At 52.6% G+C, this 24,613-nt stretch carries 28 protein-coding genes; 12 read left to right on the top strand and 16 right to left on the bottom strand.

All coding sequences use genetic code 11. The annotated features are described in order from the left end of the window. Positions 1 to 13 precede the first annotated feature (13 nt). From fliJ to fliR, 9 genes are all read left to right on the top strand, one after another. Entirely contained in the window at positions 14 to 463 is a 450-nt protein-coding gene (gene fliJ, locus BSZ31_RS09655) for a flagellar export protein FliJ (protein WP_168426925.1), read from the top strand. Further along, the gene (locus BSZ31_RS09650) at positions 460 to 1,953 is read left to right on the top strand and encodes a flagellar hook-length control protein FliK (RefSeq protein ID WP_105028577.1); all 1,494 of its coding nucleotides are present in this window, start codon (positions 460 to 462) and stop codon (positions 1,951 to 1,953) included. The genes fliJ and BSZ31_RS09650 overlap by 4 nt, the downstream gene beginning before the upstream one ends. 127 nt (positions 1,954 to 2,080) lie before the next feature. Then, on the top strand, positions 2,081 to 2,599 hold the full coding sequence (locus BSZ31_RS09645; RefSeq protein WP_105028576.1) for a flagellar basal body-associated FliL family protein: 519 nt from the start codon (positions 2,081 to 2,083) through the stop codon (positions 2,597 to 2,599). Between the two features lie 16 nt (positions 2,600 to 2,615). Further along, entirely contained in the window at positions 2,616 to 3,662 is a 1,047-nt protein-coding gene (gene fliM, locus BSZ31_RS09640; protein ID WP_105028575.1) for a flagellar motor switch protein FliM, read from the top strand. Between the two features lie 22 nt (positions 3,663 to 3,684). Continuing rightward, the gene (gene fliN, locus BSZ31_RS09635; RefSeq protein ID WP_008252492.1) at positions 3,685 to 4,134 is read left to right on the top strand and encodes a flagellar motor switch protein FliN; all 450 of its coding nucleotides are present in this window, start codon (positions 3,685 to 3,687) and stop codon (positions 4,132 to 4,134) included. A gap of 22 nt (positions 4,135 to 4,156) precedes the next feature. Then, positions 4,157 to 4,666: a flagellar biosynthetic protein FliO gene (fliO, locus tag BSZ31_RS09630; protein WP_105028574.1), complete on the top strand. Its 510-nt coding sequence runs from the start codon at positions 4,157 to 4,159 to the stop codon at positions 4,664 to 4,666. Then, positions 4,663 to 5,433, top strand: a complete 771-nt coding sequence (fliP, locus tag BSZ31_RS09625) for a flagellar type III secretion system pore protein FliP (RefSeq protein WP_304466329.1) — start codon at positions 4,663 to 4,665, stop codon at positions 5,431 to 5,433. Before fliO ends, fliP begins: the two co-directional genes overlap by 4 nt. A 25-nt stretch (positions 5,434 to 5,458) precedes the next feature. Further along, entirely contained in the window at positions 5,459 to 5,728 is a 270-nt protein-coding gene (gene fliQ, locus BSZ31_RS09620) for a flagellar biosynthesis protein FliQ (RefSeq protein ID WP_008252485.1), read from the top strand. A 2-nt stretch (positions 5,729 to 5,730) separates the two neighbouring features. Further along, the gene (gene fliR / locus BSZ31_RS09615) at positions 5,731 to 6,495 is read left to right on the top strand and encodes a flagellar biosynthetic protein FliR (RefSeq protein WP_105028573.1); all 765 of its coding nucleotides are present in this window, start codon (positions 5,731 to 5,733) and stop codon (positions 6,493 to 6,495) included. On the opposite strand, the gene BSZ31_RS09610 is transcribed toward fliR, so the two are convergent. The 7 genes from BSZ31_RS09610 to ectA all read right to left on the bottom strand — a co-directional run bounded on the left by BSZ31_RS09610 (position 6,496) and on the right by ectA (position 13,715). Further along, positions 6,496 to 6,948: a response regulator gene (locus tag BSZ31_RS09610; RefSeq protein WP_105028572.1), complete on the bottom strand. Its 453-nt coding sequence runs from the start codon at positions 6,946 to 6,948 to the stop codon at positions 6,496 to 6,498. After that, positions 6,933 to 8,984 carry a histidine kinase dimerization/phospho-acceptor domain-containing protein gene (locus BSZ31_RS09605; protein ID WP_105028571.1) on the bottom strand — a complete coding sequence of 684 codons (2,052 nt, stop codon included), beginning with the start codon at positions 8,982 to 8,984 and terminating at the stop codon, positions 6,933 to 6,935. The genes BSZ31_RS09610 and BSZ31_RS09605 overlap by 16 nt, the downstream gene beginning before the upstream one ends. Before the next feature lie 139 nt (positions 8,985 to 9,123). After that, complete coding sequence (locus tag BSZ31_RS09600) at positions 9,124 to 10,533, bottom strand: sodium/proline symporter (RefSeq protein ID WP_105028570.1); 1,410 nt, start codon at positions 10,531 to 10,533, stop codon at positions 9,124 to 9,126. Between the two features lies 1 nt (position 10,534). Next, positions 10,535 to 11,449: a phytanoyl-CoA dioxygenase family protein gene (locus BSZ31_RS09595; protein ID WP_105028569.1), complete on the bottom strand. Its 915-nt coding sequence runs from the start codon at positions 11,447 to 11,449 to the stop codon at positions 10,535 to 10,537. A gap of 21 nt (positions 11,450 to 11,470) precedes the next feature. Beyond that, positions 11,471 to 11,860, bottom strand: a complete 390-nt coding sequence (locus BSZ31_RS09590; protein WP_008252477.1) for an ectoine synthase — start codon at positions 11,858 to 11,860, stop codon at positions 11,471 to 11,473. Further along, positions 11,857 to 13,191 carry a diaminobutyrate--2-oxoglutarate transaminase gene (gene ectB / locus BSZ31_RS09585; protein ID WP_206018586.1) on the bottom strand — a complete coding sequence of 445 codons (1,335 nt, stop codon included), beginning with the start codon at positions 13,189 to 13,191 and terminating at the stop codon, positions 11,857 to 11,859. The genes BSZ31_RS09590 and ectB overlap by 4 nt, the downstream gene beginning before the upstream one ends. Next, the gene (gene ectA, locus BSZ31_RS09580) at positions 13,188 to 13,715 is read right to left on the bottom strand and encodes a diaminobutyrate acetyltransferase (protein ID WP_105028568.1); all 528 of its coding nucleotides are present in this window, start codon (positions 13,713 to 13,715) and stop codon (positions 13,188 to 13,190) included. The genes ectB and ectA overlap by 4 nt, the downstream gene beginning before the upstream one ends. Before the next feature lie 294 nt (positions 13,716 to 14,009). Here ectA and BSZ31_RS09575 point away from each other — a divergent pair, with 294 nt between their 5' ends. Both BSZ31_RS09575 and BSZ31_RS09570 read left to right on the top strand, forming a co-directional pair. Further along, positions 14,010 to 14,492 (top strand): MarR family winged helix-turn-helix transcriptional regulator, encoded by a 483-nt coding sequence (locus BSZ31_RS09575; RefSeq protein WP_105028567.1) that lies wholly within the window; start codon positions 14,010 to 14,012, stop codon positions 14,490 to 14,492. A gap of 102 nt (positions 14,493 to 14,594) precedes the next feature. Then, positions 14,595 to 14,822 (top strand): hypothetical protein, encoded by a 228-nt coding sequence (locus BSZ31_RS09570; RefSeq protein WP_105028566.1) that lies wholly within the window; start codon positions 14,595 to 14,597, stop codon positions 14,820 to 14,822. A gap of 10 nt (positions 14,823 to 14,832) precedes the next feature. Here the strand turns inward: BSZ31_RS09570 and BSZ31_RS09565 are convergent, their stop codons facing one another. The 7 genes from BSZ31_RS09565 to BSZ31_RS09535 all read right to left on the bottom strand — a co-directional run bounded on the left by BSZ31_RS09565 (position 14,833) and on the right by BSZ31_RS09535 (position 22,789). After that, a complete protein-coding gene (locus BSZ31_RS09565) occupies positions 14,833 to 15,882 on the bottom strand; it encodes a GGDEF domain-containing protein (protein WP_168426924.1) in 1,050 nt (349 codons plus the stop codon). An 88-nt stretch (positions 15,883 to 15,970) separates the two neighbouring features. After that, entirely contained in the window at positions 15,971 to 16,495 is a 525-nt protein-coding gene (locus BSZ31_RS09560) for a chemotaxis protein CheW (protein ID WP_105028564.1), read from the bottom strand. Between the two features lie 14 nt (positions 16,496 to 16,509). Then, positions 16,510 to 18,708, bottom strand: a complete 2,199-nt coding sequence (locus BSZ31_RS09555) for a methyl-accepting chemotaxis protein (protein ID WP_146106656.1) — start codon at positions 18,706 to 18,708, stop codon at positions 16,510 to 16,512. 20 nt (positions 18,709 to 18,728) lie between these two features. Further along, positions 18,729 to 20,837 carry a chemotaxis protein CheA gene (locus BSZ31_RS09550; protein ID WP_105028563.1) on the bottom strand — a complete coding sequence of 703 codons (2,109 nt, stop codon included), beginning with the start codon at positions 20,835 to 20,837 and terminating at the stop codon, positions 18,729 to 18,731. 3 nt (positions 20,838 to 20,840) lie between these two features. Beyond that, entirely contained in the window at positions 20,841 to 21,185 is a 345-nt protein-coding gene (locus tag BSZ31_RS09545; protein WP_168426923.1) for a lipid asymmetry maintenance protein MlaB, read from the bottom strand. Positions 21,186 to 21,204: 19 nt separating this feature from the next. Beyond that, a complete protein-coding gene (locus tag BSZ31_RS09540; RefSeq protein WP_105028561.1) occupies positions 21,205 to 21,570 on the bottom strand; it encodes a response regulator in 366 nt (121 codons plus the stop codon). A 22-nt stretch (positions 21,571 to 21,592) separates the two neighbouring features. After that, complete coding sequence (locus BSZ31_RS09535) at positions 21,593 to 22,789, bottom strand: methyl-accepting chemotaxis protein (protein ID WP_105028560.1); 1,197 nt, start codon at positions 22,787 to 22,789, stop codon at positions 21,593 to 21,595. Between the two features lie 61 nt (positions 22,790 to 22,850). Between BSZ31_RS09535 and BSZ31_RS09530 the strand changes: the two genes are divergently transcribed. Then, positions 22,851 to 23,177, top strand: a complete 327-nt coding sequence (locus BSZ31_RS09530; RefSeq protein ID WP_105028559.1) for a hypothetical protein — start codon at positions 22,851 to 22,853, stop codon at positions 23,175 to 23,177. 8 nt (positions 23,178 to 23,185) lie between these two features. On the opposite strand, the gene BSZ31_RS09525 is transcribed toward BSZ31_RS09530, so the two are convergent. Next, entirely contained in the window at positions 23,186 to 23,479 is a 294-nt protein-coding gene (locus tag BSZ31_RS09525) for a hypothetical protein (RefSeq protein ID WP_105028558.1), read from the bottom strand. A 21-nt stretch (positions 23,480 to 23,500) separates the two neighbouring features. Beyond that, on the bottom strand, positions 23,501 to 24,487 hold the full coding sequence (locus BSZ31_RS09520) for an alpha/beta fold hydrolase (protein WP_105028557.1): 987 nt from the start codon (positions 24,485 to 24,487) through the stop codon (positions 23,501 to 23,503). Positions 24,488 to 24,613 lie beyond the last annotated feature (126 nt).

Genomic DNA, 24,613 nt, shown 5'->3' with positions numbered 1-24,613 from the left:
TGCTTGGATGCCCATGAGCAATGTGCTGCAAATCCTGATTGAACAGGCCAGCGAAAAGGCCGACAACCTGGCTAGAGGCATGGCCAGCACCCAGCAAAAACTGGTTCAAGGCCAGGACAAATTGAACATGCTGCAAACCTACCGCGACGAATGCGAGGGCGGCATGCACAACAAGGCAAGCACCGGCATGACAGGGCAACAACTGCGCAACCAGTTGGCCTTTGTCGGCAAAATTGCCCAAGCGATCGAACAACAAAGCCGCGAAATTGAATTTCTGAACACCACGCTGGCCCACCAGCGCACGCAATGGCAAGAGGCACTGGCCGAGCAGCGCAAATTTGAAGCCTTGGTGGAACGTGAAAAACTCAAACAGGCCAAACTTGAAAACAAGCGCGACCAAAAAATGAACGATGAATTTGCCGCACGCATTTACCGGGTTCACACCGCTGGGGAGCCCTCATGAACACGAGTACCCAAGCCATGAACAATGTCAACAAAGTGCAAACCCCTGCGGTGGGCAACAAGCCCAAGCAAGGTCAGCAAGAGTCTCAATTGAATTTTACTGAGCTGTTCAGTTCAGCATTGGGCCAATCGGCACCTACAGCCCAGCTCAACAGCATTGAAAGCCAATTGCGGGAAAGTTTGTACCAACAGAGCAAACCCAAAAAGAACAACGAAAGCACGGCCAACGCCGAGGCCGCCCAGGCAGCCCAAGCGGCTGTTTGGGCGCAGCGCAACTGGATGCAAACTGCACCGGTGCAGCAAGCCACACCAGTTGCTGCAAACGAAGTGATTAAAGATACCAAAGATACCGAAGCTGCAAAACAGGCTGTTGCACCTGACAACACGGCACCCACTGATTCAGCCAACGCATCAACAAGCAGCGAGAACAGCCAGGCAAATGCTCGTGGCGCGCAGCAAACACCAGAACAAAACGCAGACAACAATACAGAACAGACCGCGAAAGTGGCATTGCCTGGCAACACCACAAACCCGGCAAACAGCGGTGCGGCGCTGGATACAATACCCACCACCACTGAGTTGGCATTGAACAGTGCCGCCGATGGCGAGCCCGTGGCGCAGGTGATTAATCCAACAAAACCAGAACAAACTACCGGCAATGAACTGGCTGGTGCAGACAAAGCACGGCCTGACCTTAAAACCACCGCCCAGTTGAAAGCTGACGCCACAATTGCCAACAGCACGGTTCAAATGCGTGCTGATACTGCCCAAGGCAATGGTCCTGGCAATGTGGGCAATGCCGTACAGGTGCAACTGAACCAGCAATTGAACCAGCAATTGGCCCCACAAATAACGCAGCAAATCGCTCAACAGGCACAGGCCATGGGTGAGGGTTTTGGAGAAGAAAGTTTGAAAGTTGGCCAGAAAATTCTGGCTGCCGGTAACCTGCAATCCGCTGGCACGGCCACTGGCATTGCCGCAGGCACCAACGGCCTGACTGGCACAGCAGGCAGTGCGCAACAAACCCTGATCAAAACACCGGTCAATCAACCCGGCTTTGCCAAAGAACTGGGACAAACCGTGCAATGGGCGATCGGCAAGAATTTATCCACCGTCGACATTCGCGTGAATCCCGAAAGTTTTGGTCCCATGAACATGCGTCTGGTGCAGAAAGGCCAACAGGTTCAACTCGTGATTCGCACCCAGGATGAAGCTTCAGCCAACCTGTTGACCCAGGCCTTGGGTGGCTTGAAAGAAGTGTTGGCCCAGAATGGCCTGCAACTGAACCAGGTGCAGATTCAACACGGCAACCCATCCAACCAGCAAGGTCAGCCCAACAACAGTCAAACCCAGTTTGATCAGAACCGGAACCAGGGCCAAGGCAGTGGACAACATGCGGGTGGTGGTGACAATTCCCAAGCGGAATCAGGCGCACCCACGAATACTGCAACAGCCAGAAAACCGGAAGGCAAGCTCGATCTGTTTGCCTGATCAAGCAATCCTGACGAAGGAATTGGGTCCAAACAACACGGCTTTTCGGGGGTTTGCTCGGAAACCTTTCAGACACAATAGAGCTTGAAAGTGACACACAACAGCAATTGAACTTACGGAGTCAAGCATGGCCAGAGTCGCCCCGGCACCCGCTGCAGTAGCCCCAGAAGCAGCAGCGCCCGAAAAAGGATCCAAGAAAAAACTGATCCTGATTCTTGCAATCGTATTGACCGTTCTGGCCGCAGGCGGCGCAGCAGCTTTTTTTCTGCTGGGTGGCCAAGGTGGTGAAGGCACCGCAGAGGAAAAGGTCGAAACTCCATTGGGCCCACCCACATTCGTAGTCATGGACCAGTTTGTTGTCAACCTGGCTGAACCAGACACCACCCGTTACCTGCAAATTGGCATTACCTACGAGGTCAGCGGTCCGGCGCAAGCTGAAGAAATCAAAAACTTCACACCCGTGATTCGCAGCCGTATCTTGTTGGTACTGTCGGGCAAGAACGTGGGCAATCTCACTTCGATTGAAGGCAAACAACAGCTGATGGATGAACTGGTGGACCTGGCTCGCGTCACCATCAAAGGCGATCCGAAAGACCCCACGCGCGGCATTCGCGACGTGCATTTTTCCAGCTTTGTGATTCAGTAACAGGACGCGCTGCACCATGCCCGGAGAATTTCTTTCACAAGACGAAGTCGATGCCCTGCTCAGGGGTGTGAACGGCGAAGAAGAAACGAAAGACGCGTCTGAATCCGCTGAAGGCGTTCGCCCTTACAACCTGGCCACACAAGAACGCATTGTTCGTGGCCGCATGCCCACGCTTGAAATTATCAATGAGCGTTTTGCGCGTTTAATCCGCATTGGCTTGTTCAACTTCATGCGCAGAAGCCCGGAAATTTCCGTAGGCCCAGTCAAAGTATTGAAGTACAACGAATTCATTCGCAATCTGGTGGTACCCACCAACCTGAACATCATGGCCATGAAGCCCCTACGCGGCAATGCACTGTTCATTTTTGACCCCAGCCTGGTGTTTGCAGTCATCGACAATTTGTTCGGTGGCGACGGGCGTTTTCACACCCGAGTTGAGGGGCGTGATTTCACTCAAACCGAGCAGCGCATTATTGCCCGCATGCTTGAAGTGATTCGGGAAGAATTTGTGAAAGCCTGGGCACCGGTGTTTCCCTTGAAACCGGAATACCTGCGCTCGGAAATGCACACCCAATTTGCCAACATCGCAACCCCATCTGAAATTGTAGTAACCACCTCGTTCTCGATTGAACTGGGTGCCGGTGGTGGTTCACTTCATATTTGTATCCCCTACTCCACCATGGAACCCATTCGCGATTTGCTGTACTCCAGCATGCAGGGTGACCAAGCCGAACCCGACAAACGTTGGGTCACCATGCTGAAAAAGCAGGTGCAAATGGCAGAAGTGGATTTGGTGGCCAGCCTGGCGAGCACACAGCTGACCGTGGCCGACATCATGGAACTGCGCATTGGCGATGTCATTCCGATTGAAATTGACAAAGTAATTGAAGCACGCGTGGACAATGTGCCCGTGTTCAATTGCAGCTACGGCACCAGCGGTGGCCAGTATGCACTGAAAGTTGAAGAAGTTCTGGCTGTGAGCAATGACTCCCATGCCGACGCGCTGAATCTGGAGGCCTTGCTGAGCAAGGAAGCCAAGCAGGCCGAAAAAACACACGAATAGCGATCAAGATAAGGAAAACACCATGTCTGAACAGCAAGTAGATACCGTAACCGACGCAGCCGATGACTGGGCAGCAGCCCTGGCCGAACAAGCCAGCACCACGGCCACCAGCACCAGCGACACCGACAACCTGTTTGCACAGGCCAGCGACGCCAAACCAGCCTCTGGCCTGTTCCAGCCCTTTGCCGGAAGTGTGGCTTCGGGCACCCAGAACGACATCGACATGATCCTCGACATCCCGGTTCAGTTGACTGTTGAGCTGGGTCGGACGAAGATACCGATAAAGCACATCCTGCAACTGGCGCAAGGCTCTGTCATTGAACTGGACGGTCTGGCCGGCGAACCCATGGATGTGCTGGTGAACGGCTACCTCATCGCTCAAGGCGAAGTGGTGGTTGTCAATGACAAATTTGGTATTCGATTGACCGACATCATCACGCCCTCCGAGCGTCTGAGAAAGCTCAACCGTTGATACCCCTTTGCAGTACAAAGGCATGCAACTACAACAAAAAAACATGAATACGGTGGGAAAATTGATCACAAGGCGCAACCCTTTTTCAAAAGGCCTGCGCCTTTTGTTCTTGTCAGGGGCATGGTTGATTCATGGCGCAGTGCGCGCGCAGGAAACAGCCGCGCCCGCAGCGGCGAACGCTGCCGACAACCCAATGGCAGGCCACCTGCTGCAAACCACACTGGGCTTGCTGTTTGTGGTGGGCCTGCTGCTCGCCTTGGTGTGGTTGCTCAAACGCATGGGCATTGGCAACCAGCAACGCCGCGGCGGCTTTTACAAGGTACTGGCCACCTCGGCACTGGGGCCACGTGAAAAAATAGTACTGGTTGAAATCGGTGACACCTGGCTGGTACTCGGCATGACAAGCAACAGCATCAACACCCTGCACAGCATGCCTGCGGGCAGCATTGCGCTGGACGAAGTACAAAACCCCGCCGTGAACTTTGCAAAAATGCTGGAGCGCGTCAAGGCAGGTAAGGTGAAATCATCATGAATCCCCTGCGTTCCCCTGCCGGCAAGCTGACCGCATCAAGCCTGTTGCTCATGCTGCTTCTTCTGGCCTTGCCCGAAGCGCAAGCCCAGCAAGTGCTGCCCGGTGTTACGGCCACGCCGGGTGCCAACGGCACCACCAACTACAGCGTCCCCATTCAAACGCTGCTGTTTTTTACCTTCCTCAGTTTTTTGCCTGCCTTGCTTTTGATGATGACGGGCTTCACCCGCATCGTGATTGTGATGTCGCTGTTGCGCATGGCGCTGGGCACGCAAAACTCACCGCCCAACCAGGTCATCATCGGCTTGAGCATGTTCCTCACCTTTTTCATCATGGCGCCGGTGTTTGATCGCGTGTATGAAAACGCCTACCTGCCGTTTTCCAACAATGAAATCGAGTTTCAGGAAATGACCGAGAGGGCCAGCGTGCCCATGAAAGACTTCATGCTGAAACAAACCCGTGAACCCGATCTGGCACTCTTCATGCGCCTGGGCAAAGTGGAAAATGTCGAGAATCCCGAAGACGTGCCCTTGCGTGTGCTCATTCCGGCTTTTGTCACCAGTGAACTGAAAACCGCTTTTCAGATCGGCTTCATGATATTTCTGCCATTTCTGGTCATCGACCTGATTGTGGCCAGCGTGCTGATGTCCATGGGTATGATGATGCTGTCGCCCATGCTGATCTCCTTGCCATTCAAGATCATGTTGTTTGTACTGGTCGATGGATGGACACTGCTGGTTGGCTCGCTGGTGGCCAGCTTTGAGACCTAAACTGAACTGAATTGAGCGTACAAACATGAACAGCCAAACTGTATTGAACTTGGGCCAGTCTGCACTGGAAGTGATGCTGATGGTATCGGGCCCGCTGTTGGTGGTGGCGCTGGTGGTGGGTTTGCTGGTCAGTATTTTGCAGGCCGCCACGCAGATCAATGAAATGACCTTGTCATTCATTCCGAAAATTCTGGGTATTTTTGCCACCCTGCTGTTGCTCGGCCCCTGGATGCTGGCCACGCTGGTGGACTACACCCAGCGTTTGATCATGAGTATTCCGACCGTGATCGGCTAAGCATGGTCCCCATCAACGGCGAACAACTTGAAATCTGGATCGCCTCGTTCTTGTGGCCCTTCATCCGTATTCTGGCCATGCTGGCCACAGCGCCCGTGTTCGACAACCGCACCGTGCAACGCCGCACACGTGTGGGGCTTGCCGCACTCATTGCCATTCTCATGATGCCCCTGTTACCAGCCCCCCCAGTGCTCAGTTCGGCGCAAGCCATTCCGGTTCTGATTCAACAAATACTCATCGGTGTGGCCATGGGCTTTTCCATGCGACTGGTATTTGCCGCATTCGAAATGGCAGGCGACCTGCTCGGTCTGCAAATGGGTTTGGCCTTTGCACAGTTCATCGACCCCGCACGCGGTACACAAACGCCACTTATTGGCAGTTTTCTGGGTGTACTGGCCATGCTCACATTTTTGGTCATCGACGGTCACCTGCTGGTGATCGCCGCAGTGGTTCAAAGCTTTGAGTTGATCCCGATCAGCGCAAACCTGTCTGTGGTCAACAGCCAAAGCATTGCCTTGGCCGGCAGCATCATGTTCATGCTTGCCCTTCAAATTTCATTGCCGGTCATGGCGGCTGTGTTGATCAGCAATATTGTGCTGGGTATTCTGGCGCGTGCAGCGCCACAACTGAACGTGATGTCGATCGGCTTTTCGATCACGATTGGTGTGGGTCTGTGGATTCTGTGGGTCAGTCTGCCCTATTTCATCGCTGGAATCGACGGCGCGATAGGACGGCTCTTGAGTATTTCCGTCTTGAATACCGGTTGATCACTCCAGGAAAAAATCAGTGTCCACCGTACAGTCTTTGCCTGCTAGGGGTTCGTTTTTGCGGCCTGCAGTGTGCGAGAGATGGTAGCGAATCACATCCATCAACTGTTCCACTTCAAACGGTTTAATCAGGTAATCATTGGCGCCCAAGGCAAACGCCTGTTGTAAATCACTGGCATCGCTGCGCGCACTCAACAATACAAAGGGCAACGTTTTAAAGAGCGCATCGCCACGCACGGCGCGCAACAAATCAAAGCCATCCATATTGGGCATCATCAAATCGCTCACAATCATTTTGGGCAAACCGGCATCGTGAACACGGCACTCCAGCAGCAAGCGCAATGCTTCCTGCCCATCATGGGCCTCCATCACATCCAGCCCACTCAACTGCAGCAACTGCGAGAGGTTACTGAGTATCGTCAAGTCATCTTCTACAATCATGACGCGCGGCATGCTTCCTCCCTGAGCGACGGCAAATCAACACACAACCAGTGACGACTGCGCCGGTTTTTAATCATGATACGTCCGTTGATCAACCGGATGACCCGCTTGGTCAACAGCAAGGTGAATGGCAAACATTCCCCTTTGAAGGGCACTACAGTTTCTTCGTCATGCGCTGGCTCAAGCTGCCCTGCCTTGACCATCCAGGCTGGCCACTCCAGCAGTTCAATACACAAATTCAAGGTATTCTCAGCAGGCATTTTGATGGTCAACTTGCCTGCATGCGACTCTTTGGTTTCTGCAAACGACAACATTTGACGCATGGCCTGCGTGAACACATACTCATCGGAATAAAACTCATATTGATCCAGGCTGGGGTGCAGTTCATATTCCAGCCAGTGTTGACCATGCCTACGGCGCTGCTCAAAGGAGGAAAACTGGCAAAAAACCTTTCGCACATCCAGCGGCGCGATATTCAAATGCTTGCGTGTGAAATTGGCGCCCATGAACATCAGCGTTTCATCCACCAGCGCTCGCAGCGAGCGCAACGCTCCACCAATTTGATCGATGTAATGCAAAGCCGACTCCATATTCACTGGCTCCTTTTGCAAGGAACTTTCCAGCAAGGCCTTGGCCGATCCAATCACGGTCATTGGTGTTCGAATTTCATGCGAGAGATACGACACAAACTGGGATTTCCGGGAGGACAACAAGGACTCTTCATTCAACTCCTCGCGAATGGAAAGTTCCAGATCCATTTCCTCAGTTCTATCATGAATGATGCCCACGGCTTTGCTGGGCAATCCATAGGCATTTTTCACTGCCACCAGGTGAATTTCAAGCTTTAGCAAAGAACCATAAGCGGTTGAATAACGCACTTGCACCACCGCACTGGGCAGGTTCGCGGTGAGACAGGCCTGGAGGGCTGAATCCAGACCCCTGATGTCTTCGCTCAAGATACCCGCTCTCCAGGCAGTGGCCGAGATTGGCGCTTGTGCCTGCCCGTCAAAACCAAACAGACGCCGCCAGGTTGAACTGAACACCACGGTTTCCTGTTCAATATCCCATTCAAAAACACCATCTTCAAGCGTAGCCACCGCAGCCACCAAACTGTCAACCGACATTTCATGGTCTTGCTGAACAGTCTCGATTGATTTCTCCAACTGCTCAATCCGGGTTCGTTCCAGTTCAAGTTTCTCGGATGCATTGGCTACTTGATCCAATGCATCCTGCTTCATGACCCGCAGTTTCTGGTTGTCTGCGCGCAATACCTGAACTGATTTGTCGATCAACACATAGACGTAACACATCAACACCGAAATCATCAGCAAGGCAAAAAAACTGATGAATATCTCAAAGCCTGCCCAGCCTGTCCAAAGCCCATACCAGGCGCTGTGATCAGAACCGGCACCCACATGCACAAAGCCAATCAGGCTCAGTGCAATCATCTGGTTCAAACCCACAATGCCGAAAATGTAGATCATCCGGCTTCGCAATGGCTTTGATTTGCCCACCGAGGTTTCGTGGGCAAAACGGCTTAGCAAGCCCATGCACACAAACAGCACCACATACATCGCCACCAAACCTGGCCAACGCACATCCAGTATTTGATGGTTGTTTGGAATAAAAATAAATGCCATGTGAATGAGAAACTGAATCAGAATGCCCAGCGAGGTAAAGAGCAACATGAACAACTTGGCTGCACCCTTGGCTGACTGCACCAGATAGTCCACATACAGAAACACCGCAATACACACTGCAAAGGTGAGTACGGTTCCCGAAATACTGAACAGGGCGTCTTTGGCGGAAGGCAAGGTTAAACCCACAAACGCCGAGGCAAAAAACATGGAAATCACATAAAGGGTAATGAGTACCCCTCGTCGAATCAGGTAGTGGCTATTGGCAATCAGGGGCGGGTTTTTGATTCGAACTTCCACGCCCACGGTCATGGCCAGCAGGGACGCGAAAAAACCAAAGGCCAATCCGGAAAGATGGGCCTCTGAGATTGCAGCTGCTGCGAATGCAAAGTCCTCCACCAACCAATTCATGAAATGCACCGCCCCTGATTCGATGTATGCAGCTTGTTGCTGATTTATTTATTGAATAGTGACACCCGACAAGAACTTGCAAGGCGTTCACACAATTTAACAACTTGGGGTGATACACCTATCCCCCCAATCGGGGTAGCTAGGGGTGAAACCTGCTGCGGATACTACTTATTGTGAAAATTGCACCCAAAACAAAGGCGCTGAACATACCCACCGCGCCCTCGTAGACGGTATTCGGAAAGCCATAAAACTTCCAAGCCACTGTAGCCATTACGCCGGTACTTGACATGCACAACATCGCCAACGAGTTTAATTTTGCACCGAGTACCTGCCAAATCAGAATAGGTACAAACACCGCGCCCAATGTACCCCAAGCCCACACCACCAAAGAAAATACACTTTGCTCGCTCCACAGGCCAATACCGAGGGCAAAAACAGTGGTCATCGCGGTGGCAGCCTTCAAAAACCAACGATTCTCCGAAGGTTTTCTGGGCAAGTCTTGAGTGATTGCAGACGAACACGACAGCACCAGCGAATCGGCCGTAGACATGGTTGCAGCAAAAATACCCGCAAGCATCAGCCCGGCCAACCAGGGGGGCAACAAGTCGCGCGCCATATTGGGCAGGGCCATCTCAGGATCAAAACCTGTACTCTCGCCAAAATACAAGCGGCTAAGCAAACCCACCGCAGTTGCAAAGCAGTAAAACAGCAGGTAATAGCTGTAATACCACCAGCGCACCTGGTTCATTTGCCGGGTATTTTGCAAGGCCAAATACCGGCTGACAATGTGCGGCTGCCCAAGCGCCGCTGCACCGGCAAACATCCAGCCCACCACAAAGGCCATTGCCCCGGCATAACCGGGAATATCAAGCCCGGTGGGTGTCGGGTTCATAAAGCCATCAATAGCACCCGCCTGCTGAAACACAGCCTGCATACCGCCCAAATGGGCAACTGCGGCCACCAACAGCACGACGATCGAAACAATCATCAACAGCGATTGCGCCGCATCCGTCCAAATAGACGCACGCATCCCACCCGCAATGCTGTAGGCGATTACAACCACTGCAACCATGCTCATACCGATTGCCATGGGAATGTCGAGCATGCCTTCCAGCGCCTTGCCACCCGCTGCAATTTGCGCTGCGGCATAGGTCGCCAGAAAAACCATACTGAACAATGCAGCCAGCACTTGCCAACTGCGGTTGTTGGTTCCACCCCATTGTGACAGCAGGCCGATGATGCCATTGGCGTGAATGCGATCCGCCTCATCCCGCATGCGTTCATGCGCAGTTTTTGAGGCAATCAGGTCGCCCACAATCCAACCCAGCATCAGCCAAACAGACTGGATTCCTGCGGTGTAGGTGTAACCAATCAGGCCGATGAACATATAGCCTGAATTGTTGGTGGCCACCGCCGACAGACCGACCAACCAGGGTGGCACGCTACGGCTGGCCACAAAGTAGTCGGCTGCACTTGCCTTGGCCTGCCGAGCAGAACTAAGTCCGATCAGCAGAACCAGGGCCAGGCAGATGAAGAAGCTTGCGCCCAAATTAAGCGGGCACCTGCAAACTCAATGGCTCAATGGTTCGCGCTGCCAGAAATTCTGGTCGAGGCGTATCTGCCGCATACGGGGAATTCAGCACATTGCTGACTGCGTTGTACACATAGAACAAATTGGCACGCAGGTGGTCGCTGGTGTTCTTGCCTGCGCCGTGCATCACATTGCAATCAAACAACAACACCGAGCCTGCTGGTGCAACCACCTCCTGCACGCCGCCGCTTTCTTCCAGCAAGTCCAGAAACAGCGCTGGCGGCTTGCCCACAGCCTGCTTCTTGAATGCCTCACGGTAACCGGTGGAGTCGGGTGTTTCGCCTGGGCAGGCCACAAAAGTTTTGTGACTGCGTGGCATGAACTTCAAGGAGCCATCGGCAGAAATTTCGTCAGTCAGCAGCACAGTTGCGCTAATGGCGCGCATGCCAGGCATGCCATCCTCGGCGTGCCAGGTTTCAAAATCGCTGTGCCACTCAAAGCCACTGCCATAATGCGGGCTTTTGAAGTTCAGACGCGACTGGTGAATGTAAACCGAGTCGTTTAACAAAAACTGAACCACTTCCAGCATGCGCGGGTTGCTCGCGGTTTCTTTCAGCAAACCTTCCATACCGTGCACGCCAAACAGGGTGCGCAACTGCTCGCCATCGGCCTCCTTGATTAATTGGCCAGCATGGGTTTGCGCACAGTTTTTACTAGCCCTCTCCGCGGCGGCACGCAACTCGTTGAGTTCATGAGCAGAAAACACATCGGTCAACACCAAATAGCCATCGCGCTCGAACTGGGCCATCTGTTCCTTGGTCAGGGGTGAGTCTTCTGTCCACTCGCTGTACACCACGGGTTCGGCGCGTCGAATCAAGGCGCCCTCCGATTTGTCACGTGTGGGGTATGGGTCTCTTACGGCTGAAACAATCATTGTGTTTTGCCTCCTGTGGTTTTATTCGGCCAACGCAGGGTATGCGCCGGTTTCATCGTGTACTTCCGCACCAGTCACTGGGGGGTTGAACACGCAGGCCATGATCATGGGCTCGTCGAAGGCACGCAGAATATGCGGGTCGTGCAGGTTCAAGGCGTACATGGTGCCCGCCTCAATCGGGTACACCTTGCCATCAATCTTGCTTTCAATTTCGCCTTTGCCACTCACGCAGTACACACTCTCCAAGTGGTTCTTGTAGTGCATGTGCAATTCGGCCTTGGCGTGAATGGTGGTGATGTGAAAGGAAAAGCCCATCTTGTCATCGCGCAACAGCATGCGAACACTGTCCCAACCTTTGGAATGAATATGCTTTTCCGTGCCCTGAACTTCGCTGAGTTTTCGAACAATCATGCTTTCACCTTTTTGCTGTTGGCTTCTTTTTCGGCCTTGGCGCTGATTGCGGCCACAGCCTTTTCCAAAATGGTCAAACCTTTCTTGAGGTCTTCCATTTCAATGTTCAGGGCAGCGAATACTTTCACCACCTGGCCATCGTTGCCGCAGGTCTCAATAATCATGTGGTGCTTGAAACACTCCGCCACCACTTCCTCGGCCAGCGCGCCATTCTGCATTTCGATACCCTGCATCATGCCGCGACCTTTCACCTGCACGGTGATATTGTCATTGGCTTTCAAAATACGGTTCAGGCTTTGGTTCACCACCTCGGCACGTTGTGCAATACCGCGCTCAAATGCCGGGTTGGCCCAATACTTTTCAAGGGCAGCTGCGGCAGTAATGAATGCATGGTTGTTGCCTCGGAAGGTGCCGTTGTGCTCACCTGGCTTCCAGAAATCGAGGTCGGGACGAATCAGGGTGACCGCCATGGGCAGGCCCATACCAGACAGTGATTTGGACAGGCAAATCAGGTCGGGCTCAATGCCGGCTTCCTCAAAGCTGAAGAACGAACCTGCACGGCCAACACCGGCCTGAATTTCGTCAAGAATCAACATGGCACCGGCCTTGCGGGTCACCTTGGCCAGGTTCTTCAGCCACTTCATGGAAGCCGGGTTCAAACCACCCTCACCTTGCACGCCTTCCACAATCACGGCGGCAGGCGCATCTTGGCCACTCGACTTGTCGGTCAGCATTTTTTCAAGGTACTCGGTGGTGTCCACATCTTCACCCATGTAACCGTCATAAGGGTAACGGTCAACGCCACACAGTGTAGAAGCCGATGGGCTGCGGTGATGGCTGTTCGCGGTACATGCCAACGCACCTTGAGTTACGCCATGAAAGCCGTTGGTGAACGCAATAATTTGCTTGCGCCCGGTAATTTTGCGAGCCAGTTTGATGGCCGCTTCAACCGAGTTGGTACCAGTGGGGCCCGTAAACTGAATGCGATATTGCATGCCACGCGGCTTCAAAATATGGCGGTTGAACGCATCAATAAACTTGGCCTTGGCGGCGCTGTGCATGTCCAGGCTATGGCCAATGCCATCGTCTGCGATGTAGTCAAGCAATGCCGATTTCATCTCTGGATCGTTGTGCCCGTAGTTCAACGAGCCTGCCCCAGACAGGAAATCGAGATAATCCTGACCATGCATGTCGGTCATGGTGCTGCCCTTGGCGCGCACAAACAGGGTTGGAAAGCTGCGGCAATAGCTGCGTGCTTCCGACTCATTTTTCTGGAATGTGCGAATTTTGCTCAGGGTTTGAAAGTCGATTGACTTGCTTGAGTCACTCATTGTTGTACTCCTTGAGTTTGTAGGAATGTCGCCAGTGGCGATGTTGGCAAGGTGATTTCCACCAATACTTCGGTGTTGTGTCGACCGCCAAAGTGAGACTGTTCTTCAAACCAGTCTCGTGAAGACAAATTACTGCCCCAGTCGCGGGCCAGTGATTTGAAAAGCCCCCAGGACGCCGCGTTGTCGGGCGTAATGGACGTGTGAATTTTTGCAATGCCGCTTTGCTGGGCCACCACCCAGTTGATGAGTCTCTTGCCCACGCCCAGCCCCCGAGCCTTTTCCCCAACTGCGACTTGCCACACAAAAAACGTGTCGGCTTGTTTGGGCGGAATGTAGCCGGAAACCCAGGCAACCACCTCGCTGTTCAGGGTTGCGACTGCGCAAGTAGGCGCAAAGTGACTGCATTGCAGCAGGTACAAATAATGGGAATTCAGATCGAGTGGCTTGCAAGCATCCACAAGGTCGAATACGGCAGTGCCATCTTCGAGCACGGGATGTCGCAAAACGACATCATCGTCAGACATTTGGATGAGATGGCCCTGTTATTGGCAGGCCCATTTATTATTAATGAATAAACTACTTCTCATCCTTTCGTAAAAGCTCATCATTGAAAAACAAGGCAATAAAGAGTTTTTATGAAAGAACAATTTAATAATAGTTTACTTTATGAATAAATGCAAACCATCTTGAACACCCCTCTGACATCGCTGAAATTGTTAAATTTGGTGAGAATGCTCTAAGCGTAGGAAATTCCAACTCACCAGGCCGGTTAATCACTACAATTCATCAAAATGAATTAAATCACCGGGTTAGCGAGCATGGACAGCACATTACAAGAATCACTTATTTCGCTTCGCCGCATTATTCGTGCCACAGAATCCAGTGCCCGAGAATTGGCCAAAAAAGCTGACATGGCCACCTCTGAATTGTTGACTTTGCAATCGGTGGCCGACAATCCCGGTATTTCCCCGGGCGAGCTGGCCAAGTCGCTCAGCCTTTCCCCCGTGACATCTACAGTGATTCTTCAAAAACTGGAAAGCCGGGGCTTGATCGAGAAAATTCGCAGCGCGGTTGACAAGCGCAGGCTTGAAGTGGTGTTGACCGACAAGGGCAAACACGAGGTAAATGACGCGCCATCCAGCCTGCAAGCCCGCTTCGCAGATCGCTTTGAGCAACTACAAAGCTGGGAGCAACATTTGATCGCCTCAGTGCTGGGCCGGGTAACCATCTTATTAGGCGCAGAAACCATGGATGCCTCGCCAATTCTTGACGTGGGCGAGATTGACAAGCCGGCAAAATAAACCGAAAAAAGCTGTCAAATAAGAATTGACTTATTGTTTAATATTTTTAATAATTGTTTCCAATTTACAACAATTCACACTTTCTGGGTTTGACTGGCTTTCATGTTTGATTTAGGCGCATTTTTTAGACGCAACAGAAAAGTGTTGTGGTTTGCCATTGCAGCATTCATGGTGGTCTTTGTTTCAATACAAATCAGCAAAGCCTTGGCCACGCGCGATTCCAACTACGGTGAAATCGCCGAATGCACCTATGTACACCAAGCCCCAGAACTTCAAACCCCTGCCAGCCCGCAAAGACCGAGCAGTACCTATTGCCCCACAAAAGGCTGATTAGCCCGACTTACAGCGTTTGAACCAACACCTGGTTTTTCCCGGATTTTTTGGCTTGGTACATCAACTGGTCAGCATGTGCCAAAAGTGTTTCAAGGCTACGCTCCTCAAATGTAGAAACCTGTAGCACTCCCACGCTTGCCGAAACAGGTAAATCGGGGCAGGTGTATTGAATGGCCTCTGAAATGGCTGCCCGAATGCGCTGCCCAAGATTCTCCGCCATATCCAGGCGACTATTGCCCAAACTCAACACCACGAATTCATCACCGGAGAGGCGATACACCTTGTCCTCCGCTCGCAACCGAACCGACAGCTTGGTGCTGACGCGCTTGAGCAGCTTGTCACCCGTGGCATGGCCGAGAGTGTCGTTGACCATCTTGAAATTGTCGAGATCCAGAAAAGACAACACAAAGGGTTCTTTGGCATTGAGCATGCGCCACACGGCAGCCTCGAGTGCCTTGCGATTCAAACTGCGGGTTAAAGGGTCGGTCAGGTTTTCCTGTCGCAGCGATTTCGAGCTGGCCTGAATTTTTACACTGACGCCATAAAACTGAATGGGCAGCACCAGCAACAAAAACAAATTGGCATACACCAACTCAAGGTGAGCCTGCCAGTACGGCACCAACCAAGCCAAGCCCAACACAATCGCTATACCCAAGCCGATGTGGCAAGCCAACATGCAGGGGCCATAACGAATACCCCGAATCAGAGCCACCACCGCGATCAAAGGGGACACGGGTGCCAGAAATTCTGCAGCGACAACCAGGCCCCAACCGATCATGGGCAGATCCAAGCAGTAACTGGGCAACTCGATTTTTTCCCAATGTGGCTCACGGTTGGAAATCAGCCAGGATTGCACCAAGGCCAAGTGAAAATAAATGCCCAAGGCAATCATGAAAGCCATGCGCGCACTGTTGCCAACGATGGCACCACCAGGGGCGAAAAAGAACACCATGAGAAAAGAAAGCCCGGCAAAAGCCATTCTCTGCCGGGCACGAGAGGCGCTGTCTGAAATATCGAGGACGTATTTTAGTTTTAGCATGCGGTTGAGATATCTCATGGTGCCCCACCGGGGGAACATCCCCCAGTGGGTGTGTCAGCTCATGATCTCAGTGACGCATCAATACCTTCCGGTTCCAAGAAGTTGCTTAAGCCACTGCGGCGGCGGCAGCTTCTTCCAGGTCGGTGGGAATGTCGAAATCCAGCAGGCGCTCAACATTCAACACCAGCACGAACTCGTCGTCCACCTTGCCAATACCGCGCAAGAAGTCAGTTTTTACACCCGCACCAAACTGCGGCGGCGGCGCAATAAACTCGGCCCCAATATCAACCACGGCATTCACTGCATCCACCATGAAACCGACCACTTGTGTTTCGTCGGCCATTTGCGATTCAAGAATCACAATGCAGGTGCGGCGATTGATGGTGGTTTTGCCTTGCCCAAACCGGGCACTCAAATCCACCACGGGCACCACAGAACCGCGCAGGTTGATCACGCCACTAATGCATTGCTGCATCATGGGCACCACGGTAATTCGTCCAAATTCGATGATCTCTTTGATCCGGAGAATTTCCACCGCCAGCTTTTGTCCATGCACCTGAAAAGTCAGGTACTGGTGGCTGGCGCTGTCACTCTCCATGGCCTTGGCCAATTGCTCATTGACATTGCTCATGGTGAGAACCCCTATTAAAAGTCGTCGAAACTATCGAAACCATTTGCACCACCTTGGCTGCTGGCCTTGCCGGGCGCTGGTTTGCGCTCAGCATGGCTTGAACCTCGTGCAGCTGATCGGCCAGTGCCAGTGTCAAAGAAACTCATGGCTGTGTTCAACATACTGGCCTGACCGCTCATTTCCTCCGCGGTTGCAGCCAGCTCTTCAGAAGCCGCTGCATTCTGCTGGGTTTGCTGATTCAAGCTCATCATGGCCTGGTTAATTTGCGCCACACCGTTGGTTTGCTCATTCGACGCGGCAGTAATTTCCTGCACAAGGTCGGATGTACGATTAATCGCTGGCACCATTTCCTGCAACAGGCTACCTGCACGTTCAGCCTGCTTCACACTGCTGGTGGCCAGGTCGCCAATTTCCTGCGCGGCCACCTGGCTGCGTTCAGCCAGCTTGCGCACTTCCGCAGCAACCACCGCAAAACCTTTGCCGTGCTCACCAGCGCGAGCCGCTTCAATCGCCGCGTTCAGAGCCAGCAAGTTGGTTTGATAAGCGATGTCATCGACGATACCAATTTTGTCAGCAATTGCTTTCATGGCATTCACGGTCTCCGTCACAGCACGGCCACCCTCTTTGGCCTCTTCAGCAGCCTTGGTCGCAATTTGGTCTGTCACGCGGCTGTTCTCGCTGTTTTGTTTGATTGAGCCCGCCATTTCTTCAATGCTGGCTGATACTTCTTCGACACCGGCAGCCTGGCTGCTGGCACCTTGTGACAGGCTTTGTGAGGTTTTTGAAATCTCGCGTGCTGCGTTGGTCAGTGAATCGGCATTGCCACGCACTTCCTGAATCACATCGCTCAAACGATCGATGGTGGTATTCACATCGTCCTTCACTTCGCCAAACAAGCCTTTGTAATCGGCTGTAATTTTCTGGGTCATGTTGCCACTGGCCAGCAGCTTCAGCACACGGCCCACGTCTTCCAGGCCCACGGATGTAGTAGTCAACAGGCCGTTCACGTTTTGGGCCAGGGTTTTCAGGAAACCTTCCTTGTCGTCTTCACGAATTCGATCGCTGAAATCACCATCGGAGGCGCGGCCAACAATACCGGAAATTTCATTCTCGATGGCTACTTCAGCGGTGCGGTCGCTCCACTCCACCACCGTACCCAAACGCTCGCCCTCTTCGTTGATCACGGGAGATGCGATCAAGCGGAAGCTAAGTTCACCCACTTTGATACCGGTTTTCAAGGGCGAGTTCAAAGCAGCCAACATGCCACGCTGGTGAGCCGGGTTCTTGTGGAAAATATCAATGTTCGCGCCAATCAGCTTGCGTACGTTGAAATTGGGCAGGCTCTTGCGAATCATGTCCTCATTGCGCGTCATCATGGTGTTCAATGAATTATTCAGGTAAGTGATGTGGCCTTGATTGTTGGCAATCATCACGTTGGTGGTCACCGAATCTAGCGCTATGCGAATGGCCAGGTTTTCCAGCGCTGTTTTGCGCTCCAGCTCAGCACGTTCTTCTTCACGTTTGGCCATGGCCACTTCAGCAGTGCGGTCCTTCCATTCCACCACGGTGCCCACGCGCGTACCTGAAGCATCAAATACTGGGGTTACCAGCAAGTTGAAATGACGCTCACCAATGGTCAGGTTGGTGCTGTAGGAGTCGCGCAGACGCGCCAACATACCGCGCTGGTGGCTAGGTACTTTGTGGAAGCTGTCAATGTTGGCGCCCAGAATTTTGCGGGCATCAAATTGCGGCAAGTCTTTCTTGATATCGGTTTCGGCTTCCACCAACATTTTCGACAGTGAGTTGTTCACATACACAATATTGTAGTCAGCGTCGGCAATCATCACATTCGTGGCCACGCTTTCCAGTGCCTGTACCTGGCGTTGAGCGAACATGGTTTCCGCTTCAAGCTTTTTCATGGCATCGCGAATGGCTGCGGGCAACTCATCTGCCGCACCTTTCAAGGTTTCTTTTTTCCACAACTGGTGAACACTGCGTACCGCCGTTTCTTCCACTTTGCGGGCGCGCTCATTCACGCTGGCAATCATCTCGTTGATCTTGGTCACCACCGACAACACATCACCGCTCAGGTCTTTGGTGGGCAAAGCCTGCAAAGGCTTCTCAAGGCTTGTTTTCAAGCCGGAAATTTCCACTTCAAGGCTATCAGCAACTGTCGCCAACTGACCGCTCTTTAAAAAATCAAATGCACCCATGTTCGTCTTCCTTTGTAAAATTACGCGTTGGCCTGCTCAAGGCTTGCTGAAATACTGCTCACTTCTGTAATCAATTTTGGTACATCAATAATCAAGGCCACATCGCCGTTGCCCATGATGGTGGCCCCGCTGATTGCCCGGTTCTGTTCAAACAAATTGCCCAGCGGTTTAATCACTGTTTGTGATTCGCCGTGAAGTTGATCGGCCACAATGCCGGCCTTCATGCCGCCAAAGCTGACCACAATGATGTTCTCGCGCTTGGGCCGCTTGGCGTTCGGATGAAACACCTTGCGCAAACGCACTGCGGGCAAAAACTCCCCGCGAAGGTCGTAGTGAATGTCCATGCGATCGTCGGTGCCCAAGGCATCAACCGGCAGCTCAAGGCACTCTCGCACATAGGACAGCGGAATGACATACACCGAACCGCCCACGCCAATCATGAAGCCATCAATAATGGCCAACGTCAGCGGCAAACGAATTTCGAATGTGCAGCCCTGCCCGGTGCGTGAACGCACCTGCACAGAGCCACGCAACGCTTCAATGTTTCGTTTCACCACATCCATGCCGACGCCGCGCCCTGAAATGTCGGTGACCTTGTCGGCCGTGGAAAAACCAGGAGCAAAAATAAGCATGTTGACTTCTGCGTCGCTCAGGGTTTGATCGGCCGTCACAATGCCCTTCTCAATGGCCTTGTTCAAAATTTTCTCGCGTGCCAGGCCTCGGCCATCATCATTCACTTCAATCACAATGTGCCCACTGTCGTGGTAAGCATTCAGTTGAAGCCTGCCCGTTGCGGGCTTGCCGGCGGCTACACGTTCTTCTGGCGTTTCAAGACCGTGGTCCAGTGCATTGCGCACCAGGTGCATCAGGGGATCACCAATTTTTTCAACCACTGACTTGTCCAGCTCGGTGTCTTCACCTGAAATTTCAAGCTGAATTTGCTTGCCCAATCCCATCGCAGTGTCTCGCACCACGCGTTGAAAACGCTGAAAGGTCTCGCCAATTTGCACCATGCGCAAGCCCAGTGCACCGTCGCGAATTTCTTCAATCAAACCAGCCACTGCACTGGTCGATTCCAGCATGGCGGTGTGGTTCAAGTGCTTGGCTTGCTCCACTGTGCCCGCATTGGCAATCACCAGCTCTCCCACCAGGTTGATCAGTGCATCCAGCTTGTCGGAAGGCACACGAATGAATGAACTGGAGGGTGTGGCTTTGCCTGTTGGCCTGGACTTTCCTGAAGCTGTCGCAACCGCATTGCCGGTGGCCTCGATCACTTCAGGCAATAGCTCTTCTTGTGGCCTCGGAAAGCCTGCTTCCTGCAACAGTTCAGCAGCACGCCCTGCGCCTTCGGGCAGCGCATTGGCCAACGCGTCCCACTGCTCAGGTGTGCAGTTGTGGGCCAGAATTCTGACCTTGCTTTCTTCAGTCAGAAACTCAAATGCATCTTCAATACCAGCCTGGCCTTTGTCGGTGACAAAGCGCAGCTCGAACCCCAGGTAACACGACTCCGCATCCAGATCAGCGAAGCTGGGCAGTGCGTCCAGCACGGGCACCACGGCTTGCAACTCACCATAGGTTTCCATGTATGAAAAAATGGGGGCCGGGTCGAAGCCGTCGCACAAGGTGCTGCGCCCAAGGCGAACCGATACATGCCAGGTTTGTCGACTGCCATCGGTCTCAACAATTTTCACTGGCTTACTACTCGAAGGATGTTCTTCGTGCAACAAGTAGGCTTTTAAACGGGCAGTCAAGCCAGCCTGTGCAGCAGCCATGTCGGGGCTGACCTGTTCAGCATCGCCACCAGCTTCAATACAGTCGACCAATTCTGAAATGTGGTCGCGGCATTCCAGCACCAGGGTGCTCATGTTCGCGTCAAACCCGATTTCTGAATTGCGCACGCGGTCCAGCACGGTTTCAAGGTCGTGTACAAAATGCGTAATCACCAACAAACCAAACACCCCTGCACTGCCTTTGATGGTGTGCGCTGCGCGAAAAGCGGCGTTCAGTACTTCGGTGTCGTTGGGGTTTTGCTCCAGCTGCAGTACATAGCTTTCTACTTCAGCCAGCAGTTGCCGTGCTTCGGTAAAAAATATACCGCGCGAAGCATCCAGATCCAATTCAAAGGCCATGCCTTAGTTCTCCAAAAAACCAGCGTTGATCCAGGACTGCACGCCCAGTCGTTCGGCTTTCATAGCCACAACCTCGGACGGCTTGGTCCAGTGCACGCGCAAGTTCACCGCGGGGTCGTTTTGAATGGTCACCAACATTTGCATGCCTGCCGTGTCCACTTCCTGGCAATTGCTCAAATCAAGCACCACAGAAATTCCCTGATTCAAAGACTGGCGAATCACCTCAACCAGGCCAGCACAATCAGCAATGGTCAAGGTGTCCAAAGCCACCTGCGTGTGCTTGCAGGTTGCAATGCTGTTTTCCATCTCGTGCCCAAGGTCTTCTTGCATAATCAGTTCGCTGTGCATGTGCATCCTCCCTGTGGCCTCAAGCCACCAATTTGTTCACTGCGGCAATCATTTGTTCTGGCTTGAAAGGCTTTACCATCCAGGCTTTCAGGCCCGCCGCCTGCCCTTCACTTTTTAATTTGTCGTCCGATTCTGTGGTCAGCATGATGATGGGTACAAACTTGTAAGCCGCCATTTTTTTTACTTCGCGTACAAAGGTGAGTCCATCCATGTTGGGCATGTTCAGGTCACTCACAATCAGACTGATTTTTCGGCCATCCAGCTTGGTCAATGCGTCCTTCCCATCGCAACCTTCCACCACATCAAAGCCCTGACTTTTCAAGGTCATCGATACCACTTGGCGCAGGGAGGTGGAGTCGTCCACAATCAATACGGTTTTGCTCATACAGGTTCTCGTTCTTGGGTGTTTAGAAAAAGGTCAGTTCGTCGCTGCTGCCACCAGGCTTGGTGGCTGCGTTGGTGCTGCCTTTGCCGCTGTGGTTCACGCGTTCTTCAGCCATGGTGTATTTGCGCTCCAGTTCATGCATCAGTGCAGCCACGTTCAAGGTCTCAAGGCCTGTGTTCAACTGGCCTTTCATTTGGCTCAGGCTGTCTTGCACATGCCCCAGAATCTGAGACACACGGTCTTGAAACTGAAAATGCACCACCGCATTGTTCAAACTGGAGGAAACCTGATTGGTGTTGGCAATGATCTGCTCACTGGCTTGGTGCAGGGGTACGGTGACTTGCTCGAATTGCTCAACTACACCACTCAAGGTTTCGCTGGCTTGGCTAAGTACCTTTTCATCACTGCTTTCCATGCGTGCAGCGCCATCACCCGCTTTTTTCGCTGCCGATGCAATCAATTGCACCCGCTCGCGAATTTTCACACCTGTTTCAGCCGACAACATCGAGAGCTTGCGCACCTCATCTGCCACAATCGAAAAACCCCGACCGTCTTCGCCTGCACGGGCGGCCTCAATGGCTGCATTCAGCGCCAGCAGGTTGGTGCGCGCGGCAAGGTTTTCTACAGAAGCCGCCATCTTGGCCAACTCTTCTGTCGAGGAAATAAAACCTTTTACCTCTTGCATGATGGTGGCCTTCTCATCGAATGAATTTCGAATGCTGCTCAGCATGCCATTAAGGCTTTGCGCCACATGATCGGCCAAGCCGTTTCCGCCACCGGAGGTATTGCCCAACACATGCGCAGCACCAGCAGCCACGCTGACGGTGTCATTCAATTTACTGTGAATTTCAGAGAAGGCCTCTGCCAGGTTCACAATGCCCATTTCCATCTGAGAATTGGCAGTGCTCAACTGGCTGTTCAGGGTGGGCACCCAAGTATCAGCCAACTGGATCAGTTCAACCTTTTCCGTATCTGTTTTACTCAACTCATTCACGGTAGAGGACAAGGCCTCTATTTCTGCCTGCAAAACAAGCTGCCGCTTCTTGCTCATTTCATGAATGGCCAGTGCACACAGCAGCAATGCTGCACTACCGAAGGCCAGCGGCCACATACTGCCCTGAACGAACGCACCCAACACCAGAATTCCGACCGATGCTGCAATCAAAACCGTGGGCACGGAGACCCATGCTTGCAGTGTGTTCTTATTGTGTTTTTTCATGAACAGACATTCCTATCAGTTGTTTGATTGGGCACACTGCGGGTTCAATGGGGGCTGGTGAATGCTCGAACGCTTCATACCAGCCATTGCAAAAAGCGCCATGAACGATGAGGTAAGCATTGGCTACCCAGTGGTGGAGAATGTGCAGAAATTCGATTGGGGTGCTGCGCATAAAGTCCTCCGATGGACCACTTTGTTAAACGCAGTGAACTTGAATATTTCACGCTTAAGGAAAGTTTGCGCCGATACCCATGAGACCAATAGGGAGAAAAGAAATGGAAAAGGGGGCCAATATTGGGTTAATGCACTTGGGGGAATGCAACAAAAGGTGAACTGTGTGAACAAATGTAAAAAACCCGCTGCAGGAGCGGGTTTTGAGGCAATTTGAAGAAAATTTTATTGGGCTTCGGTGGGCCTTAAAGTCATGCCAAGTGGCCCTTTAATGGTGCCGTCATCGTTGAGGTCATAAATGGTGGTTTCACCATCGCTGGTGATTTTCACTTTTTTGTCTTCAACTTCATAGGCAGCTTCGCGGGTTACACCCATGGTAGACACATACACTGTGCCGTTGCCTTGAAACTCATACTTTTGCAACCCCAGGTCGTCTTTGTAAACACCATCCAGGTTGTTACCGCATGCTGTCAACAAACCGAGCAAACCCAGCATGATGCAAGCTTTACGAATGTTCATGCTTCAAATCCCCTCTCAAGATCAGGCCATCCAAAACTCCTGCAGGGCCTTGGCCGTGCGGATCGGAATTTCAACCATGGGCAAGTGGCCCACGCCGTCAAAAAGTAACACATCCGCATGGGGAATAATGGCTTGATAGGTGTAAGCGCCGGTGTAATGTACAAGTCGGTCTTCTTTGCCCCACATGATCAGGGTAGGTGCCTGTGTGGCCGACATGCCTGGGCCATTGGGGTTGGGCGCATTCACAAACATTTGATGAAAAAGGTGCCGGTTCACATGTCGACGGTTGATCAGGTCTTGCGCCATGACAGGGGCCAAAGCAAGGGCAATGGCCCGGTTGTGTATGGCCAGGCTCATCAGCGTATGCGCGCCGGCCAGGCTCTCAACAATCATCGGGTTGCGGCCCTCTTTCAAGCCCGCTTCAAAGCGGGTGTGGTCAGTGCCCTTGCCGCCCGCCGGGTTCATCAAACACAAGGTTCGAACTAAATTCGCATGCCGGCCTGCCAGCAAAGCCGACACCAAGCCACCCACGGAGTTACCCACCACATGGGCTTTGCCAGGCACATGGTTTTCAATCCAGGCAGCAACACGGGCCACTTGGTCATCCAGCCCATAGGGCACGTTTGCATTGAACTGGCTTTCACCCCAGCCCGGCAAATCCAGCACAAACAACCGGTGCTGCTTCAAGAGGAAAGGCACCAGCGACAACCAGTTTTCCTTGTTGGACGCAAAACCGTGCAGCAGAACCACGGGTGAACCCTCTGGGTTACCGCCTTCCAGCCACACTAGTTTGTGATCGAGCACAGTGGCCTGCTGGCGCTTAAGACCAGAAAGACCTGCATGCAGTTTGTTGATCAGGGGCACCGCGCTGCGGTTTTTCCATTGCCGAATTTTCAGGCCATGAGGCGGGCGGGCCAGGCTCAAGTACTTGGGTGCCACATCGTCCAGAAATGCAAGCTCAAGATGGTGCATTCCGGCGAACTCCGTGCCAGTGCTTACATTGCCCATGAATCAAAACCTCCGGTTTAGATCAAACGTTTGTTTGTTTTATCAACTGTAACATCGAGTGATGTAAAGGTATGGGCATGATGCCCTGCTGTCAACGATAAAAATAGAGGGGTTTTTACTAATTCA

Origin of the sequence: Limnobacter sp. SAORIC-690, from assembly GCF_002954425.1 — a bacterium.
Classification (GTDB): domain Bacteria; phylum Pseudomonadota; class Gammaproteobacteria; order Burkholderiales; family Burkholderiaceae_B; genus Limnobacter; species Limnobacter profundi.
The sequence above is the reverse complement of the archived record's forward strand: the minus strand, read 5'-3'. Positions and strand labels throughout refer to the sequence as shown.

Bases quoted from the DNA above. Each gene is read 5' to 3' on its own strand.
- fliJ (WP_168426925.1), top strand. From the start codon at position 14: ATGAGCAATGTGCTGCAAATCCTGATTGAACAGGCCAGCGAAAAGGCC.
- BSZ31_RS09650 (WP_105028577.1), top strand. From the start codon at position 460: ATGAACACGAGTACCCAAGCCATGAACAATGTCAACAAAGTGCAAACC.
- BSZ31_RS09645 (WP_105028576.1), top strand. From the start codon at position 2,081: ATGGCCAGAGTCGCCCCGGCACCCGCTGCAGTAGCCCCAGAAGCAGCA.
- fliM (WP_105028575.1), top strand. From the start codon at position 2,616: ATGCCCGGAGAATTTCTTTCACAAGACGAAGTCGATGCCCTGCTCAGG.
- fliN (WP_008252492.1), top strand. From the start codon at position 3,685: ATGTCTGAACAGCAAGTAGATACCGTAACCGACGCAGCCGATGACTGG.
- fliO (WP_105028574.1), top strand. From the start codon at position 4,157: ATGCAACTACAACAAAAAAACATGAATACGGTGGGAAAATTGATCACA.
- fliP (WP_304466329.1), top strand. From the start codon at position 4,663: ATGAATCCCCTGCGTTCCCCTGCCGGCAAGCTGACCGCATCAAGCCTG.
- fliQ (WP_008252485.1), top strand. From the start codon at position 5,459: ATGAACAGCCAAACTGTATTGAACTTGGGCCAGTCTGCACTGGAAGTG.
- fliR (WP_105028573.1), top strand. From the start codon at position 5,731: ATGGTCCCCATCAACGGCGAACAACTTGAAATCTGGATCGCCTCGTTC.
- BSZ31_RS09610 (WP_105028572.1), bottom strand. From the start codon at position 6,948: ATGCCGCGCGTCATGATTGTAGAAGATGACTTGACGATACTCAGTAAC.
- BSZ31_RS09605 (WP_105028571.1), bottom strand. From the start codon at position 8,984: ATGAATTGGTTGGTGGAGGACTTTGCATTCGCAGCAGCTGCAATCTCA.
- BSZ31_RS09595 (WP_105028569.1), bottom strand. From the start codon at position 11,449: ATGATTGTTTCAGCCGTAAGAGACCCATACCCCACACGTGACAAATCG.
- BSZ31_RS09590 (WP_008252477.1), bottom strand. From the start codon at position 11,860: ATGATTGTTCGAAAACTCAGCGAAGTTCAGGGCACGGAAAAGCATATT.
- ectB (WP_206018586.1), bottom strand. From the start codon at position 13,191: ATGAGTGACTCAAGCAAGTCAATCGACTTTCAAACCCTGAGCAAAATT.
- ectA (WP_105028568.1), bottom strand. From the start codon at position 13,715: ATGTCTGACGATGATGTCGTTTTGCGACATCCCGTGCTCGAAGATGGC.
- BSZ31_RS09575 (WP_105028567.1), top strand. From the start codon at position 14,010: ATGGACAGCACATTACAAGAATCACTTATTTCGCTTCGCCGCATTATT.
- BSZ31_RS09570 (WP_105028566.1), top strand. From the start codon at position 14,595: ATGTTTGATTTAGGCGCATTTTTTAGACGCAACAGAAAAGTGTTGTGG.
- BSZ31_RS09565 (WP_168426924.1), bottom strand. From the start codon at position 15,882: ATGAGATATCTCAACCGCATGCTAAAACTAAAATACGTCCTCGATATT.
- BSZ31_RS09560 (WP_105028564.1), bottom strand. From the start codon at position 16,495: ATGAGCAATGTCAATGAGCAATTGGCCAAGGCCATGGAGAGTGACAGC.
- BSZ31_RS09555 (WP_146106656.1), bottom strand. From the start codon at position 18,708: ATGGGTGCATTTGATTTTTTAAAGAGCGGTCAGTTGGCGACAGTTGCT.
- BSZ31_RS09550 (WP_105028563.1), bottom strand. From the start codon at position 20,837: ATGGCCTTTGAATTGGATCTGGATGCTTCGCGCGGTATATTTTTTACC.
- BSZ31_RS09545 (WP_168426923.1), bottom strand. From the start codon at position 21,185: ATGCACAGCGAACTGATTATGCAAGAAGACCTTGGGCACGAGATGGAA.
- BSZ31_RS09540 (WP_105028561.1), bottom strand. From the start codon at position 21,570: ATGAGCAAAACCGTATTGATTGTGGACGACTCCACCTCCCTGCGCCAA.
- BSZ31_RS09535 (WP_105028560.1), bottom strand. From the start codon at position 22,789: ATGAAAAAACACAATAAGAACACACTGCAAGCATGGGTCTCCGTGCCC.
- BSZ31_RS09530 (WP_105028559.1), top strand. From the start codon at position 22,851: ATGCTCGAACGCTTCATACCAGCCATTGCAAAAAGCGCCATGAACGAT.
- BSZ31_RS09525 (WP_105028558.1), bottom strand. From the start codon at position 23,479: ATGAACATTCGTAAAGCTTGCATCATGCTGGGTTTGCTCGGTTTGTTG.
- BSZ31_RS09520 (WP_105028557.1), bottom strand. From the start codon at position 24,487: ATGGGCAATGTAAGCACTGGCACGGAGTTCGCCGGAATGCACCATCTT.